Origin of the sequence: Streptomyces sp. MCA2 (assembly GCF_023544705.1) — a bacterium.
Lineage (GTDB): Bacteria > Actinomycetota > Actinomycetes > Streptomycetales > Streptomycetaceae > Streptomyces > Streptomyces decoyicus.
The window spans coordinates 82,063-100,777 of record NZ_JAMJFM010000031.1 but is presented as its reverse complement, the minus strand read 5'-3'; the positions used below and the strand labels follow the sequence as shown (position 1 = coordinate 100,777).

General features: G+C 71.4%; 12 protein-coding genes. 7 read left to right on the top strand and 5 right to left on the bottom strand.

The features are described 5' to 3' along the window. Positions 1-154: 154 nt before the first annotated feature. Genes sbnA through M8I34_RS24675 form a run of 4 tightly spaced genes read left to right on the top strand, consistent with a single transcriptional unit; the run spans position 155 to position 8,131 of the window. Entirely contained in the window at positions 155-1,171 is a 1,017-nt protein-coding gene (sbnA, locus tag M8I34_RS24695; RefSeq protein WP_250052543.1) for a 2,3-diaminopropionate biosynthesis protein SbnA, read from the top strand. A 38-nt stretch (positions 1,172-1,209) separates the two neighbouring features. Next, positions 1,210-2,205 carry a 2,3-diaminopropionate biosynthesis protein SbnB gene (gene sbnB, locus M8I34_RS24690; RefSeq protein WP_284050763.1) on the top strand — a complete coding sequence of 332 codons (996 nt, stop codon included), beginning with the start codon at positions 1,210-1,212 and terminating at the stop codon, positions 2,203-2,205. A 3-nt stretch (positions 2,206-2,208) separates the two neighbouring features. Continuing rightward, positions 2,209-3,153 carry a thioesterase domain-containing protein gene (locus M8I34_RS24680; protein ID WP_284050750.1) on the top strand — a complete coding sequence of 315 codons (945 nt, stop codon included), beginning with the start codon at positions 2,209-2,211 and terminating at the stop codon, positions 3,151-3,153. A gap of 13 nt (positions 3,154-3,166) precedes the next feature. Then, entirely contained in the window at positions 3,167-8,131 is a 4,965-nt protein-coding gene (locus tag M8I34_RS24675; protein ID WP_250052539.1) for a non-ribosomal peptide synthetase, read from the top strand. A 309-nt stretch (positions 8,132-8,440) separates the two neighbouring features. On the opposite strand, the gene M8I34_RS24670 is transcribed toward M8I34_RS24675, so the two are convergent. Further along, positions 8,441-9,835 carry an MFS transporter gene (locus M8I34_RS24670; protein ID WP_250052530.1) on the bottom strand — a complete coding sequence of 465 codons (1,395 nt, stop codon included), beginning with the start codon at positions 9,833-9,835 and terminating at the stop codon, positions 8,441-8,443. A gap of 8 nt (positions 9,836-9,843) precedes the next feature. Continuing rightward, complete coding sequence (locus M8I34_RS24665) at positions 9,844-11,247, bottom strand: glutathionylspermidine synthase family protein (protein ID WP_250052528.1); 1,404 nt, start codon at positions 11,245-11,247, stop codon at positions 9,844-9,846. Between the two features lie 347 nt (positions 11,248-11,594). Here M8I34_RS24665 and M8I34_RS24660 point away from each other — a divergent pair, with 347 nt between their 5' ends. The 3 genes from M8I34_RS24660 to M8I34_RS24650 all read left to right on the top strand — a co-directional run bounded on the left by M8I34_RS24660 (position 11,595) and on the right by M8I34_RS24650 (position 14,147). Beyond that, positions 11,595-12,407, top strand: a complete 813-nt coding sequence (locus M8I34_RS24660; RefSeq protein WP_250052526.1) for a phytanoyl-CoA dioxygenase family protein — start codon at positions 11,595-11,597, stop codon at positions 12,405-12,407. Between the two features lie 134 nt (positions 12,408-12,541). Continuing rightward, entirely contained in the window at positions 12,542-12,700 is a 159-nt protein-coding gene (locus M8I34_RS24655; RefSeq protein WP_250052525.1) for a hypothetical protein, read from the top strand. A gap of 298 nt (positions 12,701-12,998) precedes the next feature. Next, the gene (locus tag M8I34_RS24650) at positions 12,999-14,147 is read left to right on the top strand and encodes a GNAT family N-acetyltransferase (RefSeq protein WP_250052523.1); all 1,149 of its coding nucleotides are present in this window, start codon (positions 12,999-13,001) and stop codon (positions 14,145-14,147) included. A gap of 266 nt (positions 14,148-14,413) precedes the next feature. Here M8I34_RS24650 and M8I34_RS24645 read toward each other — a convergent pair whose 3' ends face one another. The 3 genes from M8I34_RS24645 to M8I34_RS24635 form a co-directional block, all read right to left on the bottom strand. Then, complete coding sequence (locus M8I34_RS24645; protein ID WP_250052521.1) at positions 14,414-15,160, bottom strand: 2OG-Fe dioxygenase family protein; 747 nt, start codon at positions 15,158-15,160, stop codon at positions 14,414-14,416. A 295-nt stretch (positions 15,161-15,455) separates the two neighbouring features. Continuing rightward, positions 15,456-16,724, bottom strand: coding sequence for an ATP-grasp domain-containing protein (locus M8I34_RS24640; protein WP_250052520.1), 1,269 nt, complete (start codon positions 16,722-16,724; stop codon positions 15,456-15,458). Between the two features lie 118 nt (positions 16,725-16,842). Then, positions 16,843-18,675: an AfsR/SARP family transcriptional regulator gene (locus M8I34_RS24635; protein ID WP_250052512.1), complete on the bottom strand. Its 1,833-nt coding sequence runs from the start codon at positions 18,673-18,675 to the stop codon at positions 16,843-16,845. Between the last annotated feature and the right edge of the window lie 40 nt (positions 18,676-18,715).

The following is an 18,715-nucleotide window of genomic DNA, read 5'->3' as shown; positions in this document are numbered from 1 at the left end:
GTCGCTGGGCATCACCGGCGCCCACATGCACGACCGCCTCGGCCTGGAACCGCTCGTGCGCGGGAGGCGCGGAGTTGTCCCCGACGGGCTTTTGTCGCACGGCACTTGAGTCGCGGTTGAGCCGCCTCGAACGGCCCCGTGCCACACTCGGCCCATGCTCCACAGGCGTGCTGATCAATTGCTGATCGAACGGACAAGGCAAATCCGCAGGGGCCTCACGGGAACCCCGCTGATTCCTCTGGCGGACGAGCGGTGCGACATTGTCGCCAAGCTGGAATTCTGCAATCCCGCCGGAAGTACCAAAGACCGTTCGGCACTGTGGATTCTGGAACAGGCAATCCGTCGCGGGGAGATAGCGCCCGATACCACGGTGGTCGAATCGTCGTCCGGCAATTTTGCGCTGGCCCTGGCCTTCTACTGCCGCATGCTCGGCATCTCGTTCGTCCCGGTCATCGATCCGAACTGCAACGAGGCAACCGAGGCCCAACTCCGGCTGTTGTGCGGGCGGGTGGAGAAGGTCTCCCTCCGGGATACGGCGGGCAGCTACCTGAAGACCCGGCTGTCGCGGGTGCAGGAACTGCTGGTCGAACTCGACTCGGCCTATTGGCCCAATCAGTACGCCAATCCGGATGCCCGCGACGCGCATTACCGCTTCACCGCGGGCGAGTTGATCGAGCAGGCCGGACCGCTCGACTACCTCTTCGTCGGCGTGGGCACGGGCGGCACGATCGCCGGGCTCTCCCACCGGATCAAGGAGACGTACCCGGGCTGCGTGGTCGTCGCTGTCGACACCGAAGGCTCGGTGATCTTCGGAGGCCCGCCGAAGAAGCGGCGGATCCCCGGCATCGGCTCCAGCATCGTGCCGCCGCTGTGCGGTCAGGCGCTGATCGACCAGGTCGAGATCGTCTCCGAAGCGCGCGCCGTCGAGGCCTGCGACGCCCTGGTCGCCAAGTACGGCTTGTACGCCGGAGGTTCGACCGGCAGCACCTATGCCGCCGTCCAGGACTACTTCGCTCGTCACCGTCCCGGCGCACACCGTCCCCGGGTCGCCTTCATCGCCGCCGACCGCGGCCATGCCTACGCCCGGACCGTCTACGACCCCGCGTGGGTCCAGCAGCTGCGCGCGGAAGCGGCAGAGCCCGCCGGCGTCGAAGCCCTGGCCGTCAACTGAAGGAGAGCCACCCCGTGTCCACCCTGGTCCCACCGCCCATGACCGTGATCGGCGCGGGCGACGTCGCCGCCGAGACGGACCGGCACCGTCCGGAGCTCATCGAGGTCGTCCGTGCCGCCTACCTCGTGCACGACGCCGGACAGAGCGCCAACCCGCACAGCTCGTTCCTGCGCTTCCCGCACCAGGACCGGTCGCGCATCATCTCCCTGCCCGCCTATCTGGGCGGCGAGTTCGAGGTGGCCGGCAACAAGTGGATCGCCAGTTTCCCGGACAACACGCAGCACGGGATCCCCCGCGCCTCGGCCACGCTGATCCTCAACGACTGTGTCACCGGCTACCCGTTCGCCTGCATGGAGTCCTCGATCGTCTCGGCGACGCGGACCGCGGCCTCCGCGGTGCTCGGCGCGCAGACGCTGCTCGGCGCGCGGCGTGCCCGCCGGGTCGGCATCGTGGGCACGGGTCTGATCGCCCAGCACGTATGGCGGTTCCTGCGTGATCTCGACTGGGAGATCGACGGCTTCCGGCTCTTCGACCTCGACCCGGCGGCGGCGGGCCGCTTCGGCGCCGTCATGGCCGAGCACACCGAGGCCGAGATCGTGGTCGCGGACACGGTGGAGGACGCGTTCACCGACTGCGACCTGGTGGTACTGACCACCGTGGCCGGCGAACCGCACCTGCACGACCCCCGGCTGCTGGCCCACAACCCGGTGGTCCTGCACCTGTCCCTGCGCGACCTCGCCCCCGAGATGATCCTCGCCGCCCAGAACGTCACCGACGACGTCGACCACGCCGTACGCGAGCGCACCTCGCTGCATCTGACCGAACAGCGCACCGGCAACCGGGACTTCGTCGACGGCACCCTCGGCGATCTGCTGCGCGGGCGGCTGCGCCGGGACCACGGACGCCCGGCGGTCTTCTCGCCGTTCGGACTCGGCGTACTCGATCTGGCCGTCGGCAAGTGGGTGCACGACCGGGTCGTCGCCGCGGGCCGGGGCCGCCGCGAGAGCGACTTCTTCACCGGGGTGGGGGTCTGACGCATGAGCGCCGCACCCGCCCTGCGCCCCGCCGGGGACCGGTACGTCGTCGTGGTGAACCACGAGGACCAGTACTCGGTCTGGTTCGCCGATCGTGCCCTGCCCGCCGGCTGGACCGCCACCGGCGCGCAGGGCACTCGCCAGGAGTGCCTGGACCACATCGAGCAGGTGTGGACCGATCTGACCCCGCGCTCCGTGCGAGCGTCACGCAGCCAGGCCGCTGGCCCCGCGGCGGCCTGGCTGCGCGGACTCGGCAGCCGTGAACTCACCGCGCAGCGGCGCCTGTTCGTCTTCCCGCACGCCGGAGCCGGCGCCTCCGCCTACCGGCTGTCGGCGTACCTGCCGGACACCGTCGAGGTCTGTACGGTCCAGTTGCCCGGCCGGGAGACCCGGTCCGCCGAACCGGCCCTGACGTCCCTGGACGAGGCCGTGGCCGCGCTCGCGCCGCTCATCGCGGACCACACGGACCTGCCGTACGCCTTCTTCGGGCACAGCATGGGCTCCCTGATCGCCTTCGAGACGGCCCGGCGGCTCCGTGCGCTCGGCATGCGCCTTCCCGACCGCCTGTTCCTGTCGGGCATGCGCGCACCCGGCCTGCCGGACCGCGACCCGCGGCACACGCTGCCGGACGACAAGCTGCTCGCCACCGCCGAATTCGACGGCGTGGATGCCGAGTTGCAGGAGCTGCTGCTGCCGCTGCTGCGCGCGGACCTGACGCTGTGCGAGACGTACACGCACCGGGCCGAGGCACCCCTGCCCTGTCCCCTGACCGTGCTGGCCGGCTCGGACGACGACAGCGTCGACGGGACGGAGCTCGCCGCCTGGCGCACGCACACCTCGGCCGACTTCGCACTGCACCTGTTCCCGGGTGCCCCCCACCTGTATGTGCGCGGAGGGGAACAACAGCTGGCAGAGGCGATCACGCGCACCTTCCCCGCACGGGGCTGAGAAAGGACCGTTCATGGCGCCGACCACCCTCGTCGCACTGTGGGAGCAGCAGGCCGCCGCGACACCCGACGCGGTCGCCGTCGTCGCGGGAGCAGACCGCGCCACCTACGTCGACGTGGACCGCCGGGCCACGGCACTCGCCGCCGAGCTGCGGGCACGCGGCATCGGACCGGAGGACCTGGTCGGCGTCTGTCTCGGCCGCTCGGTCGAGATGGTCGTGGCCCTGCTCGGCATCCTGAAGTCGGGCGCCGCGTACCTGCCCCTCGATCCGAGCTACCCGGCCGACCGGCTGCGGCACATGGCCACCGACTCGGGGGCCGGGCTGTGGTTGTGCGACGCGGACCACCGCGCGCAGGCCCTGGCGTCCGGCGTGGCCGACGTCCTGCTGGTCGAGGACCTCCCCGCGGAACCGGCCGCACCGGCCGCACCGGTGGCCCCGGTGGCCCCGGTGGTACACCCGCACCACTTGGCTTACGTCATCTACACCTCCGGTTCGACCGGCCTGCCCAAGGGTGTGGCCGTCGACCACGTGGCGATCGCCTCGTTCCTGCGGAGTGTGGCCGAACGCCCCGGCCTCGGGGCGGGCGACCGGGTCCTCGCGCTGACCCCGCTGTCGTTCGACATCTCGATACTGGAGCTGTTCCTGCCGCTGACCCGGGGCGCGACGGTGGTGATGGCCCCCCGCGCCGCCAACACCGACCCCGAGCTGCTGGCCGCCACCATCGCCGGGGCGGGTGTCAGCGTCGTCCAGGCGACCCCCACCACCTGGCGGATGCTGCTGGCGTCCGGCTGGACGGACGGGCACGGCCGGGTACTGCTGTCGGGCGGTGAGCCGCTCGATCCGCAGCTGGCCCGCGACCTGCTCGCCACCGGCGGCACCCTGTGGAACCTGTACGGGCCGACCGAGGCGACGGTGTGGGCCACCGCCGCCCGCATCGACGCCGTGACCGACCGGGTCACGGTCGGCACGGCCCTGTCCAACACCCGGCTGCACGTCGTCGACGAGGGCGGGCGGGAGGCCGGCCCAGGAGTCACCGGCGAGCTGTGGATCGGCGGCGCGGGCGTGGCGCGCGGCTACCTCAACCGGCCCGCGCTGACCGCCGACCGGTTCGTGCCCGACCCGTTCGGGGACGCCTCCGGGCGCCTGTACCGGACCGGCGACCTCGCCCGGTGGTCCGCCGACGGCCTGCTGGAGGTGCTGGGACGCAACGACCACCAGGTCAAGGTGCGCGGCTTCCGCATCGAGCTCGGCGAGATCGAGGCCTGTGTGCGCAGCCACCCCCTCGTCACGGACGCGGTGGTGGTCGTCGACCGCGAGGCGGCCGGCGGCGACCAGTTGGTGGCGTACCTCGTGCCCGCCCACGACGCGCGGAACGTATCCGAGGACCTGCCCCGCCAGGTCCGTGACCACCTCGCGCAGCGGCTGCCCGCTCACATGGTGGCCCAGGGCTACGCGGTGCTGGACGCCCTGCCCCGCACCCCCGCGGGCAAGGCCGACCGCGGCGCCGTGCAGCGGCTCCCGCACAGCCCGGTACGGGCGAGCGGGCCGATGCCCGACGACGCCCCGCTGCCGCCGCACACCGCGGCGGTGCGCCGCGTGTGGGCCGAGGTGCTCGGGCTCGGCGACGTGTCCCCGTACGACGACTTCTTCCGCCTGGGCGGCCAGTCGCTCACCGCGGTACGGGCCGTGGCCCGGCTGCGTGCGGAGCTCGGCGTGCCGGTCGACGCCCAGTCGGTCTTCGCCCATCCGACACCCGCCACGCTCGCCGCCGCCCTGGCCGGCGTGGCGTCCTCGGCCGACGAGCCGATCCCCGCGGCCGCGATCGCCGAGCTCTCCTTCGGCCAGGAGCGGATCTGGTTCTTCGAGCAGCTGAACGACGCGGTGCCCGCCTACCACCTGCCGGTCGCCCTGGGCCTGCCCGGCGGACGCGTCGACCTGACGCTGTTGCAGGACTGCCTGTCCGCGCTGGTGCACCGGCATCCGGCGCTGCGCACTGCCCTCGTCGCCGTCGACGGCCGGGTCCGCCCCGAAGTGCGCGAGCCGGGACCGGTGCCGGTGCGCCGCATCGAGGTCGCCGAGGAGGACCTGGACGCGCTGGTGACCGAGCGGATCCGCGCCCCCTTCGCCCTCGACCGCCCCCCGCTGCTGCGCGCGGACGTGCTGCGCACCCCGAGCCGTGACCTCATTCTGCTGACGATTCATCACATAGCGTGCGACGGCGCGTCGGTGGGCCTGATGGTGCGGGAACTGGGCGTGCTCTACACGGAGCTCGCCGCCGGCCGCCGCCCCGCCCCGGCACCGCTGCCCGTGACGTACGCCGACTACGCGGTCTGGCAGCGCGAGCGGCTCACCGGCGCCGAGCTGGAGCGGCTGCTCGACCACTGGCGCACCCGGCTGTCCGGCGTGCCCGTCCTGGAGCTGCCGACCAGCCGCCCACGGCCGGCCGTCGCCAGCCATCGCGGCCGCCGCGAACTGCTGCGCGTCCCTGCCGGCTTGGCGCACCGGCTGCGCACGCTGTGCCGGGCCGAGGGCGTCACCCTGTTCATGGGCCTGCTGGCCCCGTTGCAGGTGCTGCTCGGCCGGTACGCCGACGAGAGCGATGTCGCCGTCGGCACCCTGGCAGGCGGCCGGCCACGCCCCGAACTGGACGAGGTGGTCGGCTACTTCGTGAACACCGTCGTCCTGCGCACCGACCTGTCCGGCGACCCGACCTGGCGCGAGCTGCTGGGCCGGGTACGCGAGGTGGCGCGGCAGGCGTACGCGCACCAGGAGCTGCCCTTCGAGAAGCTGGTGGCGGAGCTGAGCCCGGAGCGCGACCTGAGCCGCAACCCGCTCTTCCAGGTGCTGTTCGCCCTGCACGAGGAGCCGGAGGCCGGTCACCTCACCGAGCTGTACGACCGCAAGGAGCTGGAGGGACGGCTCGGCACCGCCCGCTTCGACCTCGCCCTCGACGTGACGGACCACGCCGCCGGGGCCGGTGACCTCAGCGTCTCCGTCGAGTACGCCACCGACCTGTTCGACGGGGACTTCGTCCGGGGCCTCGGCCGGCACTTCCTGCGGGTGATCGAGCAGATGGTGTCCGGCGCCACGGCCCACCTGTCCGAGCTGGAGATCGTCTCGGCCGATGAGCTGCGCACCCTCTCCCTCGGCAACCGGGCCGAGCCGCTGCCCGAGCCGACCACCCTGGTCCGCCTGTGGGACCGCCAGGTGCGGACCACCCCGGACGCGGTCTGCGTCGTGGGCGACGGCCGGTCGCTGACGTTCGCCGAGACCGACGCGCGGGCGTCGGTCCTGGCCCGGGAGCTGCGGGCCGGGGGCGTGCGCCCCGAAAGCCTGGTCGGCGTCTGCCTGGAACGCTCGGTGGAGCTGGTGGTCGCCCTGCTGGGCGTGCTGAAGGCGGGCGGCGCCTACGTCCCGCTCGACCCCGGCTACCCGGCGGACCGGCTCCAGTACCTGCTGGCCGACTCGGGCGTACGCCTGGTCGTCGCGGACCCGGGGCACCCCGCCTCGGCCCTGTTCGGCGACGGCGTGCGGCTCGTGACGGTGGACCAGGAACCCGGGGCGGACCCGGGGGCGGACCCCGGGCCGGCCGAGGAGGCACAACCGCACCACCTCGCCTACGTGATCTACACGTCCGGCTCGACCGGCAACCCCAAGGGCGTCGCGATCACCCACGCCAACATCACCGGGTTCCTGGAGTGGAACCAGCGGCTGTGCCGGCTCACCGGGCGGGACCGGGCCCTGCTCAACCACTCGGTGGCGTTCGACAACTCGGTCTGGGAGATCTTCCAGTGCCTGGTGTCCGGCGCCGAACTGCACCTGGCGAGCCCCACCGCCGCCTACGACCCCGAGGAGTTCCTGCGCGAGGTCGCCGAGCGCGGCATCACCACGCTCAACGCGACGCCCTCGCAGATGCGGATCCTGCTGGAGTCCGGTACGGATCCCGCTCCGCGACTCGCCTCCGTACGCCTGGTGTTCACCGGCGCCGAGGCCGTGCCGCACGAAGTGGCCCGCCGCATCCTGTCCGCCACCGCGCCGGGATGCCAGGTCTTCAACGAGTACGGGCCCACCGAAGCGACCGTCACCTCGGCGTTCTGCCCGATCACCGAGGAGCTGCTCGACCGGCACGGCCATCGCCCGAGCGTCCCGTTCGGCCGGGCGACCGACAACGCGCACCTCTACGTGCTGGACCCGCGGCTGCGTCCGGTCGCCCCGGGCTGTCGCGGCGAGCTGTACGTCGGCGGCAGCGCGGTCGGCCGCGGCTATCTCGGCAGGCCGGCCCGCACGGCCGGGGCGTACCTGCCCGACCCGTACGCAGCGGAGCCCGGCGCCCGTATGTACGCCACGGGCGATGTGGTCCGGCTGCTGCCCGACGGAAATCTGGTCTTCCTCGGCCGCAACGACCACCAGGTCAAGGTGCGCGGCTTCCGCATCGAGCTCGGCGAGATCGAGTCCGCCCTCCAGAGCCACCCCGCCCTCGCCGACTGCGTGGTGGCCGTGCGCCGCACCCGCGCCGGCGTGGACCAGCTGGCGGCCTACCTGCTCCCCGAGCACCCCGACCGGCCCGCCCCGGACCCGGCGGAACTGCGCGCCCACCTGGCGGAGCAACTGCCGCCGTACATGCTGCCGCAGAGCTACACCGTGATCGACGAGATCCCCCTCACCCCGAACGGCAAGGTCAACCGGGACGCACTGCCCGACCCACGCCCGGTGCCCGCCCCGGCCCCCACGGCCCGCCGGGCCGTCACCAAGCAGCAGCTCCTCGTCGCCGAAGTGTGGCGGGAGTGCCTCGGTGTCGAGGAGGACTTCGGGCCGCAGGACAACTTCTTCGACGTCGGCGGCACCTCGTTGACCATCACCTCGGTCGCGGGCCGCCTCGGCGAGCGACTCGGGCGCCGGGTCCCGCCGGTCCTGGTCTTCAAAAACCCCACCGTCGCGGGTCTCGCCGAGGCCCTGGAGGCGGACACACAGCGATGAGCAGCACCGACAGCACAGGCGTCGTCTCCTGGTCGACGCCTGTGCTGTCCGTTGAGTCTGTCCGTCGAGTCACGCGCCGGCGCAGGCGTTCATGAACCGCGGCTGCGCCGTCGTCCGCGGACAGAGCACGGCACAGGCAAGGCGGCGGGACTGCGTGGCGCGTGGCACCTGCTCGTCGAGTACGCCGGTTCGCTGAGGAGAACGGCGCATGGCGCATGGCGAACACGGGAAACGCCGACCGCCGCCCGGTGTGCTGCCGGGCGGCGGTCGGCGTGGAGTGCGGTGCGCGCTCAACCGGCGCGGGCGAGGTCAGCCGACGGGGTCGCCGTCGAGCTGCTCCACGGGGCCGACGTCCCCGGCCGGTGCGGCCTCGCTCGTGGCCGCGGGCCGCCGGTCGAGCCCGAGCACCAGCGGTACGGCCAGCACGCTGATCGCGGCGAGGAACACCCAGGGCAGCGCCGCACCGCCCGCCAGCAGCGCGGTGAGCAGCGCCGGGGCGACGGCACCGCCGATCGACCAGGACAGCTGGTAGACGCCCAGATAGCGGCCCCGCAGATGCTCGGGCGCCATCACCACGCTCAGTTCGCTGGTCGGCGGCGAGCTGAGCATCTCGGCCACGGTGTAGAGCACCATCGCGATCAGCAGCCCGGCGATCACCGCCCAGCCGGGCAGCACGAGCAGCGTGCCGAAGACGACGAACGCCGCCGCGTTGAACAGCAGGGCCAGCACCAGCACCGTCACCGGACTGCGGGCCTCGATCCACCGGCTGGCGAGCGTCTGGAGCAGCGCGACCATGACCGCGTTCAGCACGACGACCACGCCGACGATCCAGGCGCCGACATGGAGGTTGTCCACCGCGTAGACGGCGAGCAGCACCGAGATCACCGTGGAGGCGAAGACGAAGGAGATGTTCGTCGCGACCAGCCGCAGATACCGGGTGTCCTTCAGCACGGTGCGATAGCCGCCAGAGGGTTGTCCGGTGGTCTCGCCCGCCGCCTGCTCCGGCTCGGCGGGCTTCGACTCCGCGGGCTTCGACTCCGCAGGCTCCGGATCCGCGGGCCCGGCGCCGGCCGCCTCGCTCGGGTCCGCGTCCCGCAAGGTGATCACGAGCCAGCCTGCGACGGCGAAGGTGACCACGTTGATCACCATGACCGCCCGTAGCCCGGCGACGGTTCCGATGCTCAGGGCCACCGCGGACGCGGCGCCGCCGAAACCGACGCCGACATTGCGCAGGGCACGGACGAAGCCGAACCAGCGGGCCCGCTCGACGCCCCGGGCGACCAGCACGGTGAGCGGACTGTTGCCCATCCAGAAGGCGGTGGAACCCAGTTGCACCACGAACTGCCACAGCACGATCTGCCAGGCCGCGTGTGAGAACAGGAAACCGATGAACCCGGCCACCGAAATCCAGTTACCCGCAGCGACCACGATGCGCGGACCGTATGTGTCCAACAGGCGCCCGATAAAGAGCGGAACGGGCAGGACGAGCAGCTGGCCGACGGTCAGCGCGGCGCCGATGGCGGCCAGTGACAGCGACGTCGTCTTCACGAAGAAGACGACGGTGAACGCCACCACCAGCCCGTTTCCCAGGCTGTCGATCAGATTGGCCGTGACGAATCGGCCTTTTCCCGCGAGGTCCGGCAGACCCCAGGCCGTCTGAACCCGCCGCCACGCCGAAGGCTCGGGGCAACGCTGCGCCGTCATCATTCCCTTTACTTCGCTGCATGGGCGGGCGAGGCGCCGGTGGCAGGCACTTCGCCCCCGGCGGGCGGCTCGTTCACCTGGAAGACGGCTGCGCTGTGCGCCTTGGCATGCGACAGGACGGAGATGATGCCGCCCGAACCGGCCGGCACCAGCTTGCCGAATACTCCTGCACAACCTTGCGGGGTGTAGAACATGCCGTAGGCCGCATGCCATTCCTCGATTTCCCCGGATACCGCGTTCACCACAAGCTCAGGCCGGGGGACCACTCTCTGCTGTACGACACATCCTTCGGCGGCGGAGTCCTCCAGAGCCCGCCGCCATGTGGCGTCGTCCGTTTCCCAGCCCACCACGGCGCCGAATCCGCCGCCACGCGCGTTGACCTTCAGGATCAACTGTTCGCGCTGCTCCCGACATTCGTCGACGAGGTCGCTGTCGGTCTTGAGCGTGTCAGTGTTGATCAGCCGGGTCCAGGGAAGAACCCGGTCGATGAGCCGGCACTCGTCCTCGCTGAAGTTGCGCCGCCGCGCCGGGTCCGAAAGCAGCGCCATACAGGCCTTGTTGGCGAGCATGTTGCTGGAAAGCGGGGTCCACAGCAGCGTCCCGCCCGCCCGGTGCGCACGCAGCAGGGGTGCGACCAGGTCCCAGCCGTCGGGTTCCTCGGCGATCTGGTCCGGGACGAAGGCGCGGTAGACCACGTCGATCTTCGTGTCCCCGAGGTAGAGCGCCCCGCCGCGTTCGTGCACGTCGGAGACCTCGGCCATCCGGATGTCAAGGCCCGCCCATCGCAGTGCGGACAGGTCGTTGAGCCAGGCGGCGCCGTAGTCCGCCAGACCGCCACGCCATTCCAGCAGGGCCACCACCGGCTCGCGCCCGGGTGCCACCCGGGCGCCGAAGCGGCGCAGCGCCTCCACCGCGGCGCGAGCGGGATGCACGTAGCCAAGCCGATTCCGGCGCGCGAAGTCGGCGAAGGCGTCGACCTCCATCGTCGCCCGGGAGATTTCTCCCGCGAGTCCCCAGCCGCCGGCCTCGCTCCCCAGATTGAACTCGAGGAGTTTGAATGAGGTGCCGTCGTGATACATGTCGGCCCGGCCGTAGTGGGGTGGCAGTACGTCACCGAACCGCCGTATCGCTTCCCAGTGGTCGTCGCTGATGCCCAGCACCGAGCGAAATGCTTCCAGATCGCCACCGAACATCCGCTCCGGCAAGGAAAGGAGTATGTCGAGGAGGTGCTGCAGGTCATCGCCGAAATCGCGAATCTCACGCTCGGCAACGAAGAGGGGCCTGGCCAAATACTCGCCATGCCAAGGTGCGAGCGTGGGGAAGTCCTTGACGTGCTGGGCGACCGTTGGCAAGTCGCTGCCAAGCGTGCGGAACTCCTCGTTGTACTGGGCCGTTACCCGCTCCGCCGACATGAAGTCTCCGCTCCTGCTCGATGACGACCGGGCCCCTCGGCCCGCGGGGTTCATCGTTTCACCCCGGCCTTCGGTGCGACTCAATTGCGGCTCAATTACCGGCCAACGGCCTCTGTGGGCACGGGACATCTGTGTTAACACTAGAATGTCTGAACCCCCGAAAGGAATGTTTCCGCAGCCATGGGGAACGTCACGCCCGACATCGACTCGGTCGCAGGCCCCTCGCCTCGCTGACAGACCGTCCGCGGCTGCCGCGTCGGCGTCAGCAACTCGGCGTAAAAAGCGCCCACTTCATGGGCTGAAGAATGGTCCATCAACTCCCCCTCACTTTCAGGAGTAGCATCAGCATGCGACTGAACCAAGGCCAAGTCGACGATTACCGCTCCAACGGATTCTTGCTGCTGGAATCCCTGTTGGACCAGCGAGAAGTGGAATCTCTGCGCTCCGCCTTCGAGCGTGACAGCATGATCCCCGGCCCGCAGGTCGTCACCGAGGAAGGCGGGACGGAGGTCCGCGCGGTGTACTCCTCACACCAGCGGCAACCGGAGTACGCCAGGCTCATCCGCGACCCGCGCATCCTGCGCCCCGTCCAGCAACTGCTCAGCAGCGACGTGTACATCTACCAGTTCAAGATCAACGCCAAGTCCGCCTTCGGCGGCGACAAGTGGGCCTGGCACCAGGACTACCTCGCCTGGCGCCTCGCTGACGGCCTGCCCGCCCCCCGGCAGCTCAACGTCGGTGTCTTCCTGGACGACGTGACCGAGTTCAACGGACCGGTCATCTTCGTGCCCGGATCCCACCGCAATGGGCTCGTCCGCGAGGGCCGGGAGGACTCCGCCAAGTCCGACCAGCACCTGGACCCCGACGACATCTCGCTGACCCCGAGGCAGCTCGCCCAGCTCGTCAGCCGCCACGGAATGTCCAGCCCCAAGGGCCCTGCGGGCTCCCTGGTGCTCTTCTCACCGGAGATAGTGCACGGTTCGGCACCCAACATGTCCCCGTTCACCCGCCGACTGCTCATCGCCACCTACAACGACGCGGCCAATCTGCCGCAACCGTCCGGCCAGGCCCGTCCCGCCCACGTGGTGTGCCGGGACACCGAGCCGCTGCTCGCCCTGGACGTGCCGTTCTCGGAGAACCTCGAGACCCTGACGGCATGAGGGCCGGCACCGCGCGCGCCCTCGTACCACAGGAGTTCCTCGCACCGCTGTGACCGCGAACCTTCGGCCGGGAACCGGCCCACGACGGCGGCAGGCCCGTCACCTGCGGGTTCAGCGGCGTCTGCGGCACCGGTATGCACGTGCGCCAGGGCCGGCCGGCCCTTCCTGTACCCCTCGGCACGGTCAACTCCGGGCAGTCCGCCGGGATGCTGCTGCCGCTGGTGGAAGAGGCCACTGATGCCGGGGTCGCCGGCGTCGGCGACCGGCCGGTCTTCACCCGACCGCTGTTCTGACAGGCCGTCCTGGAGTCGCTGCCGAACCGATGGGCGGGGCCCCGCGGCGATTCCGTACGCCTTGGCGAGTCCGCCCGCCCTGCCGCGGGCGCCCTGGACGTCCGGCCCGGGGGAGATCGACCGCTGATCGCCATCCTGGTCGGCGACAGCCTCGCCAACAGCCAGATCGCCACCCGCACCAGCCCCCGCCCGCTCCGTACACCGCCAGTTATCACCTACACAAAATGTTCGGCACACTCAGCGTCCGATCGCGCAGCGAACTCGCGGGCACGGTCAGGCAGAAACTACGGGAGGCGCCATGACCGCCACGACGGATACTTTCGCCGACGCCATCGGCGGGCTCGGGGACACCGAGTGGGACCGGCTCGCCGACGGCAGGTTCTACTCGTCGGCGCTGTGGCTGCGGATTTGCGCGCTCGACCCCGGGTCGGTCTCCGGCGGACTGCATGTGGAGACCCCGGGCGGCGGCCGGGCCGCGATCCCCGTGGCGGCGGTGACCGACGAGCCCACCCCGGACCTGCGGTGGCACGACATGCTCTCCGCGCGCGGCCTGCCGGCGCCCGAGCCGGGCGGCCTCCTCATCGGCCAGCGCCGCGGCTACCTGGCGCACCTGCTGACCGGCGAGGGAACCGATCGGACCGAGGCCGCGGCCGCGGTGCTCGACGCGGTCCGCGCGCTGCGCTCACCCCTGCACGAGGAGTCGAAGATCGCCCGCGTGGCGATGTACCTGACCACCGAGGACGTGGGGGCGCTGCGCGCGGCGGGGGTGCGGACCGCCCCGGTCGCGCTGAAGACCGACGCCTGGATCGAGATCCCGCCCGGCGGCTACCACGCCTGGCTGGAATCGCTGTCGGCGCACCGGGCCCGCCGTATCCGCAGCGAGATACGGAAGTTCGAGAAGGCCGGATACGAGGTGGAGCACCGGACGCTCGCCGAGTCCTGGCAGGACGTCGCCCGGCTGCTGGCCCGTTCGCTGCTGCGCTACGGCAGAACCGTCGACGTGGCCCCGATGGCCGAGTCCTTCCGCAAGCAGGGGGAACTCGCCGGTTCGCGCGCCGAAGTGGTGCTGTGCTCGCGCCCCGGCGAACCGCCCGTCGGCTTCTGCCTGTACTACCGTTGCGGCGACACCGTGTACCTGCGGGGGCTCGGCCTCGATCACGACCAACTCGCCTCGGCCGCCGAGTACTTCAACCTCACCTACTACATGGCGGCGCGGCTCCCGGGAGTGCGCTGGATTCACGCGGGCACCGAGACCGCGGAAGGAAAGGCACTGCGCGGCGCGACGCTCCGGCCGCTGTGGCTGCTGGACCTGTCCGAGGACAGCCCGCTGGCCGGGTACGACCAGGAGATCCGCGAGCACAACCGCGCCCTGCTCACCCGCCTGCGCGACTCCTCGCCCGCGATTTCCGACGCCCTGAAGTACGAGCTCTGGGAACCGTACTGCTGAGGCCAACCGCCGTCGCAGTACGAGGAGTTACCCAACGTCGCGGACCGGGCCGGCTCTTGCAGGAATCCACGAAAGAGCCGGGCCCGGGTCTGTGGCTGCTCGCCGACCTCGCCGCGCACGTTGCCGGCCCCGTCGATCGAGGTCCGGAAGCCGAGTGCGGAGAGGCGTTCGGCCAGGAAGGCGCCGAGGGCGTTCTCGGAGCCCGGCACCGAGGGGATGCGCACCATGGCGTGCAGCGGCTCCGCCTCGTGCGGCCGGTCATGGGCTCAGTCCATCGGGTTGAAGTCGATCTGGAGCATGTCGCGCACGCCCGAGGTGCCCTCGGCGATGGTCGGCGAGACCTCGTGGGTGATCATGTTGTCGTCGAAGAACATGGAGTCGAGCGGCTGGAGCAGGGTGGTCTGCACGATGTCGCTGCCGTCGTTGGGGTGGACGGTGGACAGGCCGCCGGTGACACCGTCGCGGCGCATCAGGTGCAAGCCGACGCAGGTATGTCCGTCGCGGTGGCGGCCCTCGGGGGTGGGCAGGCCGTCGGAGCCGGCGCGGGCGACGACGCGGACCAGATGAACCCCGACCTTCCACGAGGTGTTGCCGTTGACCGCGGTCGCCATCCGGGCGTCGAAGCCGACCAGGGCGCGCAGGCCGGGGCTGAGCAGGACGTCCTCGGCTATCGGCTCGAAGACCCGGTCCTTGCCTTCCCAGAGCGGTATGGCGTCCTGGCGGAAGACGGCGTTGGGCAGGACCTGGAGAGTGACGGTGTCACCGTCGACGTCGGCGCGCAGCCGGCCGTAGCGGCGCTCGCGGTAGACGCCGACGCCGTGGACCTGGGTGTCGACCGGCAGGTTCTCCCAGGCGCCGCGGAGTTCCGCGAGGTCGGCCTCGCTGATCAGCCCGGCGAGCTCCGGCTTGCGCAGGACGACGAAGCCGGTGCCGCGGACCTGCTCCGAGAAGGTGGGCACGCCGTCACGGAGCTGCTGCCCGGTCGTCAGCGTGTTGCTGGTGCTGTTGGTCATGGTGTTTCCCCTCTGCACGGGTGTCCCGGCGGGGCCGGCGTTTCCGGCCGGGCCGGGTGCGGTTGATGTCGGGTGCGGCCGGTGATCCGGTCACGCCCGGTGACGACGGTCGCCGAAGGTGGCCGTCTCGGGTCGGACCCACCGAGAGATCGCCGGTCGACTGCACATTCCAGTACGGACGGTGGCCGGCCACCCGTACCGGATGTTCAAGAGCGGAGTGACGTCGCGCGCCCAGCCGCCGGCTGCGCTCACGACGGGCAGCGGCCGGGGCGGGCATCCCGGTCGTGGCGTGCGCTCAATCCTGCTCCTCGTACTCGACGTGCAGCGTCCGGGCGAGGTGGCGGAGGTAGGCCTCGGCCTCCGCATCCGACGCGTGGTGGGAGAGCACGACCGCCGGGTTCCCGGACCAGTCCGGGTAGGGGCACAACAGGGCGCCGGGGCCCGCGGTCTGCACCACGTAGTCCACCTGCGGGTCGGTACGCACCGCGTCCAGGCCGCGTATCCGCTTGACCCGTCCGCCGCTGCCGATCGGCACCAGATAGGCCGCCGCGTGGCCGGCCGGTGCCGGCTCCTCACGCCAGCAGAGCGGCTCCCGGCCGAGGTGGATGCGCAGTGCCTCGGCGGCCAGGTCGATCCCGCTGCTGACATGGGCGAGGTGGTGCATATTGCCCCCGCCGCCGAGGCGCGCGGTCATCTCCAGCAGCACCGGCCGCACCCCGCCGACCAGCCGCAGTTCGGTGTGCGTGGTGCCTTCCGTGACGCCGAAGGCATGGTGGGCACCGATCACCTCCGCCTCGATCGCGGCGAGTATCTCGGCCGGCAGTTGGGCGGGGGCCCGCAACATGCTCTCCTCGAAGTAGGGCCCCGTCAGTTCTCCCTTCCAGCTGACGGCACAGACCCGTACCTGCCCCTGGTGGACGAGGGATTCGGCGGAGATCTCCGGCCCGTCCAGGTACTCCTCGACCAGCACACCGGCGTCCGAGTCCGATCCGTCGGCGGCGCCCAGGTGGGTTTCGACGAGCTTCCAGGTGCGGGCCACGGCCTGCTCAAGGCTGTCCCTGTCATCCGCACGGATCACACCGAAACTGGAGTGGCCGTTCGCCGGCTTGACCACGACGGGGAACCGCAAGGTCAGCGCGTCGGTCCAGCCGTCCGGATCCTTGATGACCACGAAGCCGGGCACGCCCAGACCCGCTTCCCGCAGGCGCTGGCGCATGCTGCGCTTGTCGCGCACCACGGCCGCCGCCTCCTCGGTCAGCCCGGTGAGGCCCAGCTCCCGAGCGGCGCGCGCCACGAACGGGATGACCCTTTCGTTGCCCGACATGATGCCGTCGAAGGGCTCTTGCCGGTAGCGGTCGGCGAGCGCGGACAACGCACCGTCCGGGTCTCCGTCGACGTCCAGTGGCAGCAGTTCGACCACCGCCTTGGCCCGCCCGGCGGACTCCTCGGTGTCGTCCCCCCTGGGCACGAGGATCAGGTCGATACCGGCACGCTCGGCGGCCTCGAACACCCAGGGGAACACGGACAACTGACCGACGAGGACAAGTTGAGGGCGCTGCGGCATGACGGTCTCCAAGGATCGGCGGTGTGAACGGGGCCGGGCACGGCGCGCCGGCCGGTACGGTCCTGCGTGAGGTCATCCCGGCGAGGCGACGGGCAAGGTGGTACGGGAGCCGGGACCGTCAGGCGGAGCACATGACCGGCGCGCTGCTCGGCCGCGCCGCGAACGGGCGTGTCCCGGTCTCCCATTCGTAGGAGAACCGGCCGTTCACGCACGGGTGCCGCGCGCGCAGCAGGTAGCTCTCCGCCAGCTCCTCCAGCAGGTCCTCGGCCCGCTGGTCGCTGATCCCCAGGGCCGCTGCCACATACACCGGCGTGAGCCGGTCGGGGACGCCGGGAGACACCAGCGCGTACGCCAGGGGCCGTGACTCGGCGGGCAGCGTCGCGAGCGTCCGGTCGAATCCGGCCCGCACGCCCAGCGGATCGCTGTCGGCGCCCCCGGACGCGAGGACCCAGGCAGTGGCCTGCCGGGCCGTCCAGTGCGGGCGGCGGCGCAACTGCGAAGCGACCGCGAAGAGCGCGCCCGGCAGCCCCCGGCACAACCGGGCCAGCCGTCGCAGCCCCTCCGGGTCCATGGTGATCCGGTGGCTCGGCACGGAGGACGCCAGCAGGTGCAGACAGTCCTCGAAGGGCAGTCCGGCCAGTTCGACGTGGACCGCCGACGAGGACACGAACAGCCGCCGGCGGCTGCCGATCACCACGCCGCAGCCGGCGCCGGACGGCAGCAGCGGCGTCAAGTCCCCAACGTCGCACACGTCGTCGAGCACCACCAGGACGCGCAGGTCGGCGGTCCAGGTACGGAACAGCAGGCTCAGGTCGGTCGTGCCCAGCCGCAACTGCTCCTCCGTCGCGCCGAGTCCCCGCAGGAACGAGCGAAGGATCTCGGCGGGCCGCACCCGCCGGCCGGCACCGTCACGCAGTCGCGCGTAGAGCCGTCCGTCCGGGTAGTGACCGCTCACCTGATGCGCGGCGTGCAGGCACAGCTCGCTCTTCCCCGTGCCGGGGGCACCCCCCACGATCACGACCGGCCGGTCCTCCCGCGCCCGGCCGGCCAGCACCGCGGTGAGGCGCGCCAGCTGGCCGGCGCGTCCGGTCAGGGGCTCGCGCGGGGCGGGCAGATGGCAGGGCGCCCGGGTGGCGGCGGTCACGGCCGTGAGCCGCCCGGCGGGACGCAGCAGCGCCTCGTCCGACGTGAGCACGGCCGTGTGCAGGGCCTGGAGTTGGGGCGAAGGGTCGAGACCCAGCTCGGTGGCGATCCGCTCGCGTGCCCGCCGGTAGACCTGGAGCGCTTCCGCCCGCCGGTCCATGCGGTAGAGAGCCGTCATCAGATTGCCCTGGGCCCGCTCGTCCGTCGGTTCCCGCCCGGCCATCGAGGTGAGTTCGCCGAGCACCTCGTGGTGCCGGCCGAGGTGCAGGTCGGATTCGATCCGCAGGTGGTGTGCGCTGGTACGCAGCTCCTCCAGGCGGACCGCCTCGGCCTTCAGCGTGGGCCCCTTGCGTACGTCCACCAGGGCATCGTCCCGCCACAGTTGCAGCGCCGCGGCGGCCGTGTCACGGGCCCGGGCGAAGTCCTCGTCACGGAACTCCGCTCGGGCACGGGCGAGCAACGGCTCGCATCGGAAGACGTCCACGTGGTCGGCGGGCAGCGACAGCTGGTAGCCGCCGTCGACCGTGCCCAGCAGCGGCCCGGCCGCCCGTACCGCGCCGCCGCTCCTCGGATTGCCGAGGGAGAACCGCTTCCTGAGCTGGTACACGTACGTCTGGAGCGCGGTGTGCGCGCTGGCCGGCGGGTTGTCGTTCCACAGCTCGTCCATGAGTTGCTCGAAGGGCACCACCCGGCCCGCGTTCAGCACGAGCATTGCCAGTGTCTGACGTATTTTCTGGGCGGCCGGCGCCATGTCGACGCGGTGATCGTCCCCGTAGGCCTGGAGCGGCCCGAGAAGGTTGATTCTCATGAAATTCGCCCTGTCTCATGTTCGTTCGGTCCCCGTCGGA

Coding starts and splice junctions, on each gene's coding strand:
- M8I34_RS24635 (WP_250052512.1), bottom strand. CDS start 18,675: ATGAGAATCAACCTTCTCGGGCCGCTCCAGGCCTACGGGGACGATCAC.
- M8I34_RS24665 (WP_250052528.1), bottom strand. CDS start 11,247: ATGTCGGCGGAGCGGGTAACGGCCCAGTACAACGAGGAGTTCCGCACG.
- M8I34_RS24655 (WP_250052525.1), top strand. CDS start 12,542: ATGCACGTGCGCCAGGGCCGGCCGGCCCTTCCTGTACCCCTCGGCACG.
- M8I34_RS24670 (WP_250052530.1), bottom strand. CDS start 9,835: ATGACGGCGCAGCGTTGCCCCGAGCCTTCGGCGTGGCGGCGGGTTCAG.
- sbnB (WP_284050763.1), top strand. CDS start 1,210: ATGACCGTGATCGGCGCGGGCGACGTCGCCGCCGAGACGGACCGGCAC.
- M8I34_RS24640 (WP_250052520.1), bottom strand. CDS start 16,724: ATGCCGCAGCGCCCTCAACTTGTCCTCGTCGGTCAGTTGTCCGTGTTC.
- M8I34_RS24645 (WP_250052521.1), bottom strand. CDS start 15,160: ATGACCAACAGCACCAGCAACACGCTGACGACCGGGCAGCAGCTCCGT.
- M8I34_RS24680 (WP_284050750.1), top strand. CDS start 2,209: ATGAGCGCCGCACCCGCCCTGCGCCCCGCCGGGGACCGGTACGTCGTC.
- M8I34_RS24675 (WP_250052539.1), top strand. CDS start 3,167: ATGGCGCCGACCACCCTCGTCGCACTGTGGGAGCAGCAGGCCGCCGCG.
- sbnA (WP_250052543.1), top strand. CDS start 155: ATGCTCCACAGGCGTGCTGATCAATTGCTGATCGAACGGACAAGGCAA.
- M8I34_RS24650 (WP_250052523.1), top strand. CDS start 12,999: ATGACCGCCACGACGGATACTTTCGCCGACGCCATCGGCGGGCTCGGG.
- M8I34_RS24660 (WP_250052526.1), top strand. CDS start 11,595: ATGCGACTGAACCAAGGCCAAGTCGACGATTACCGCTCCAACGGATTC.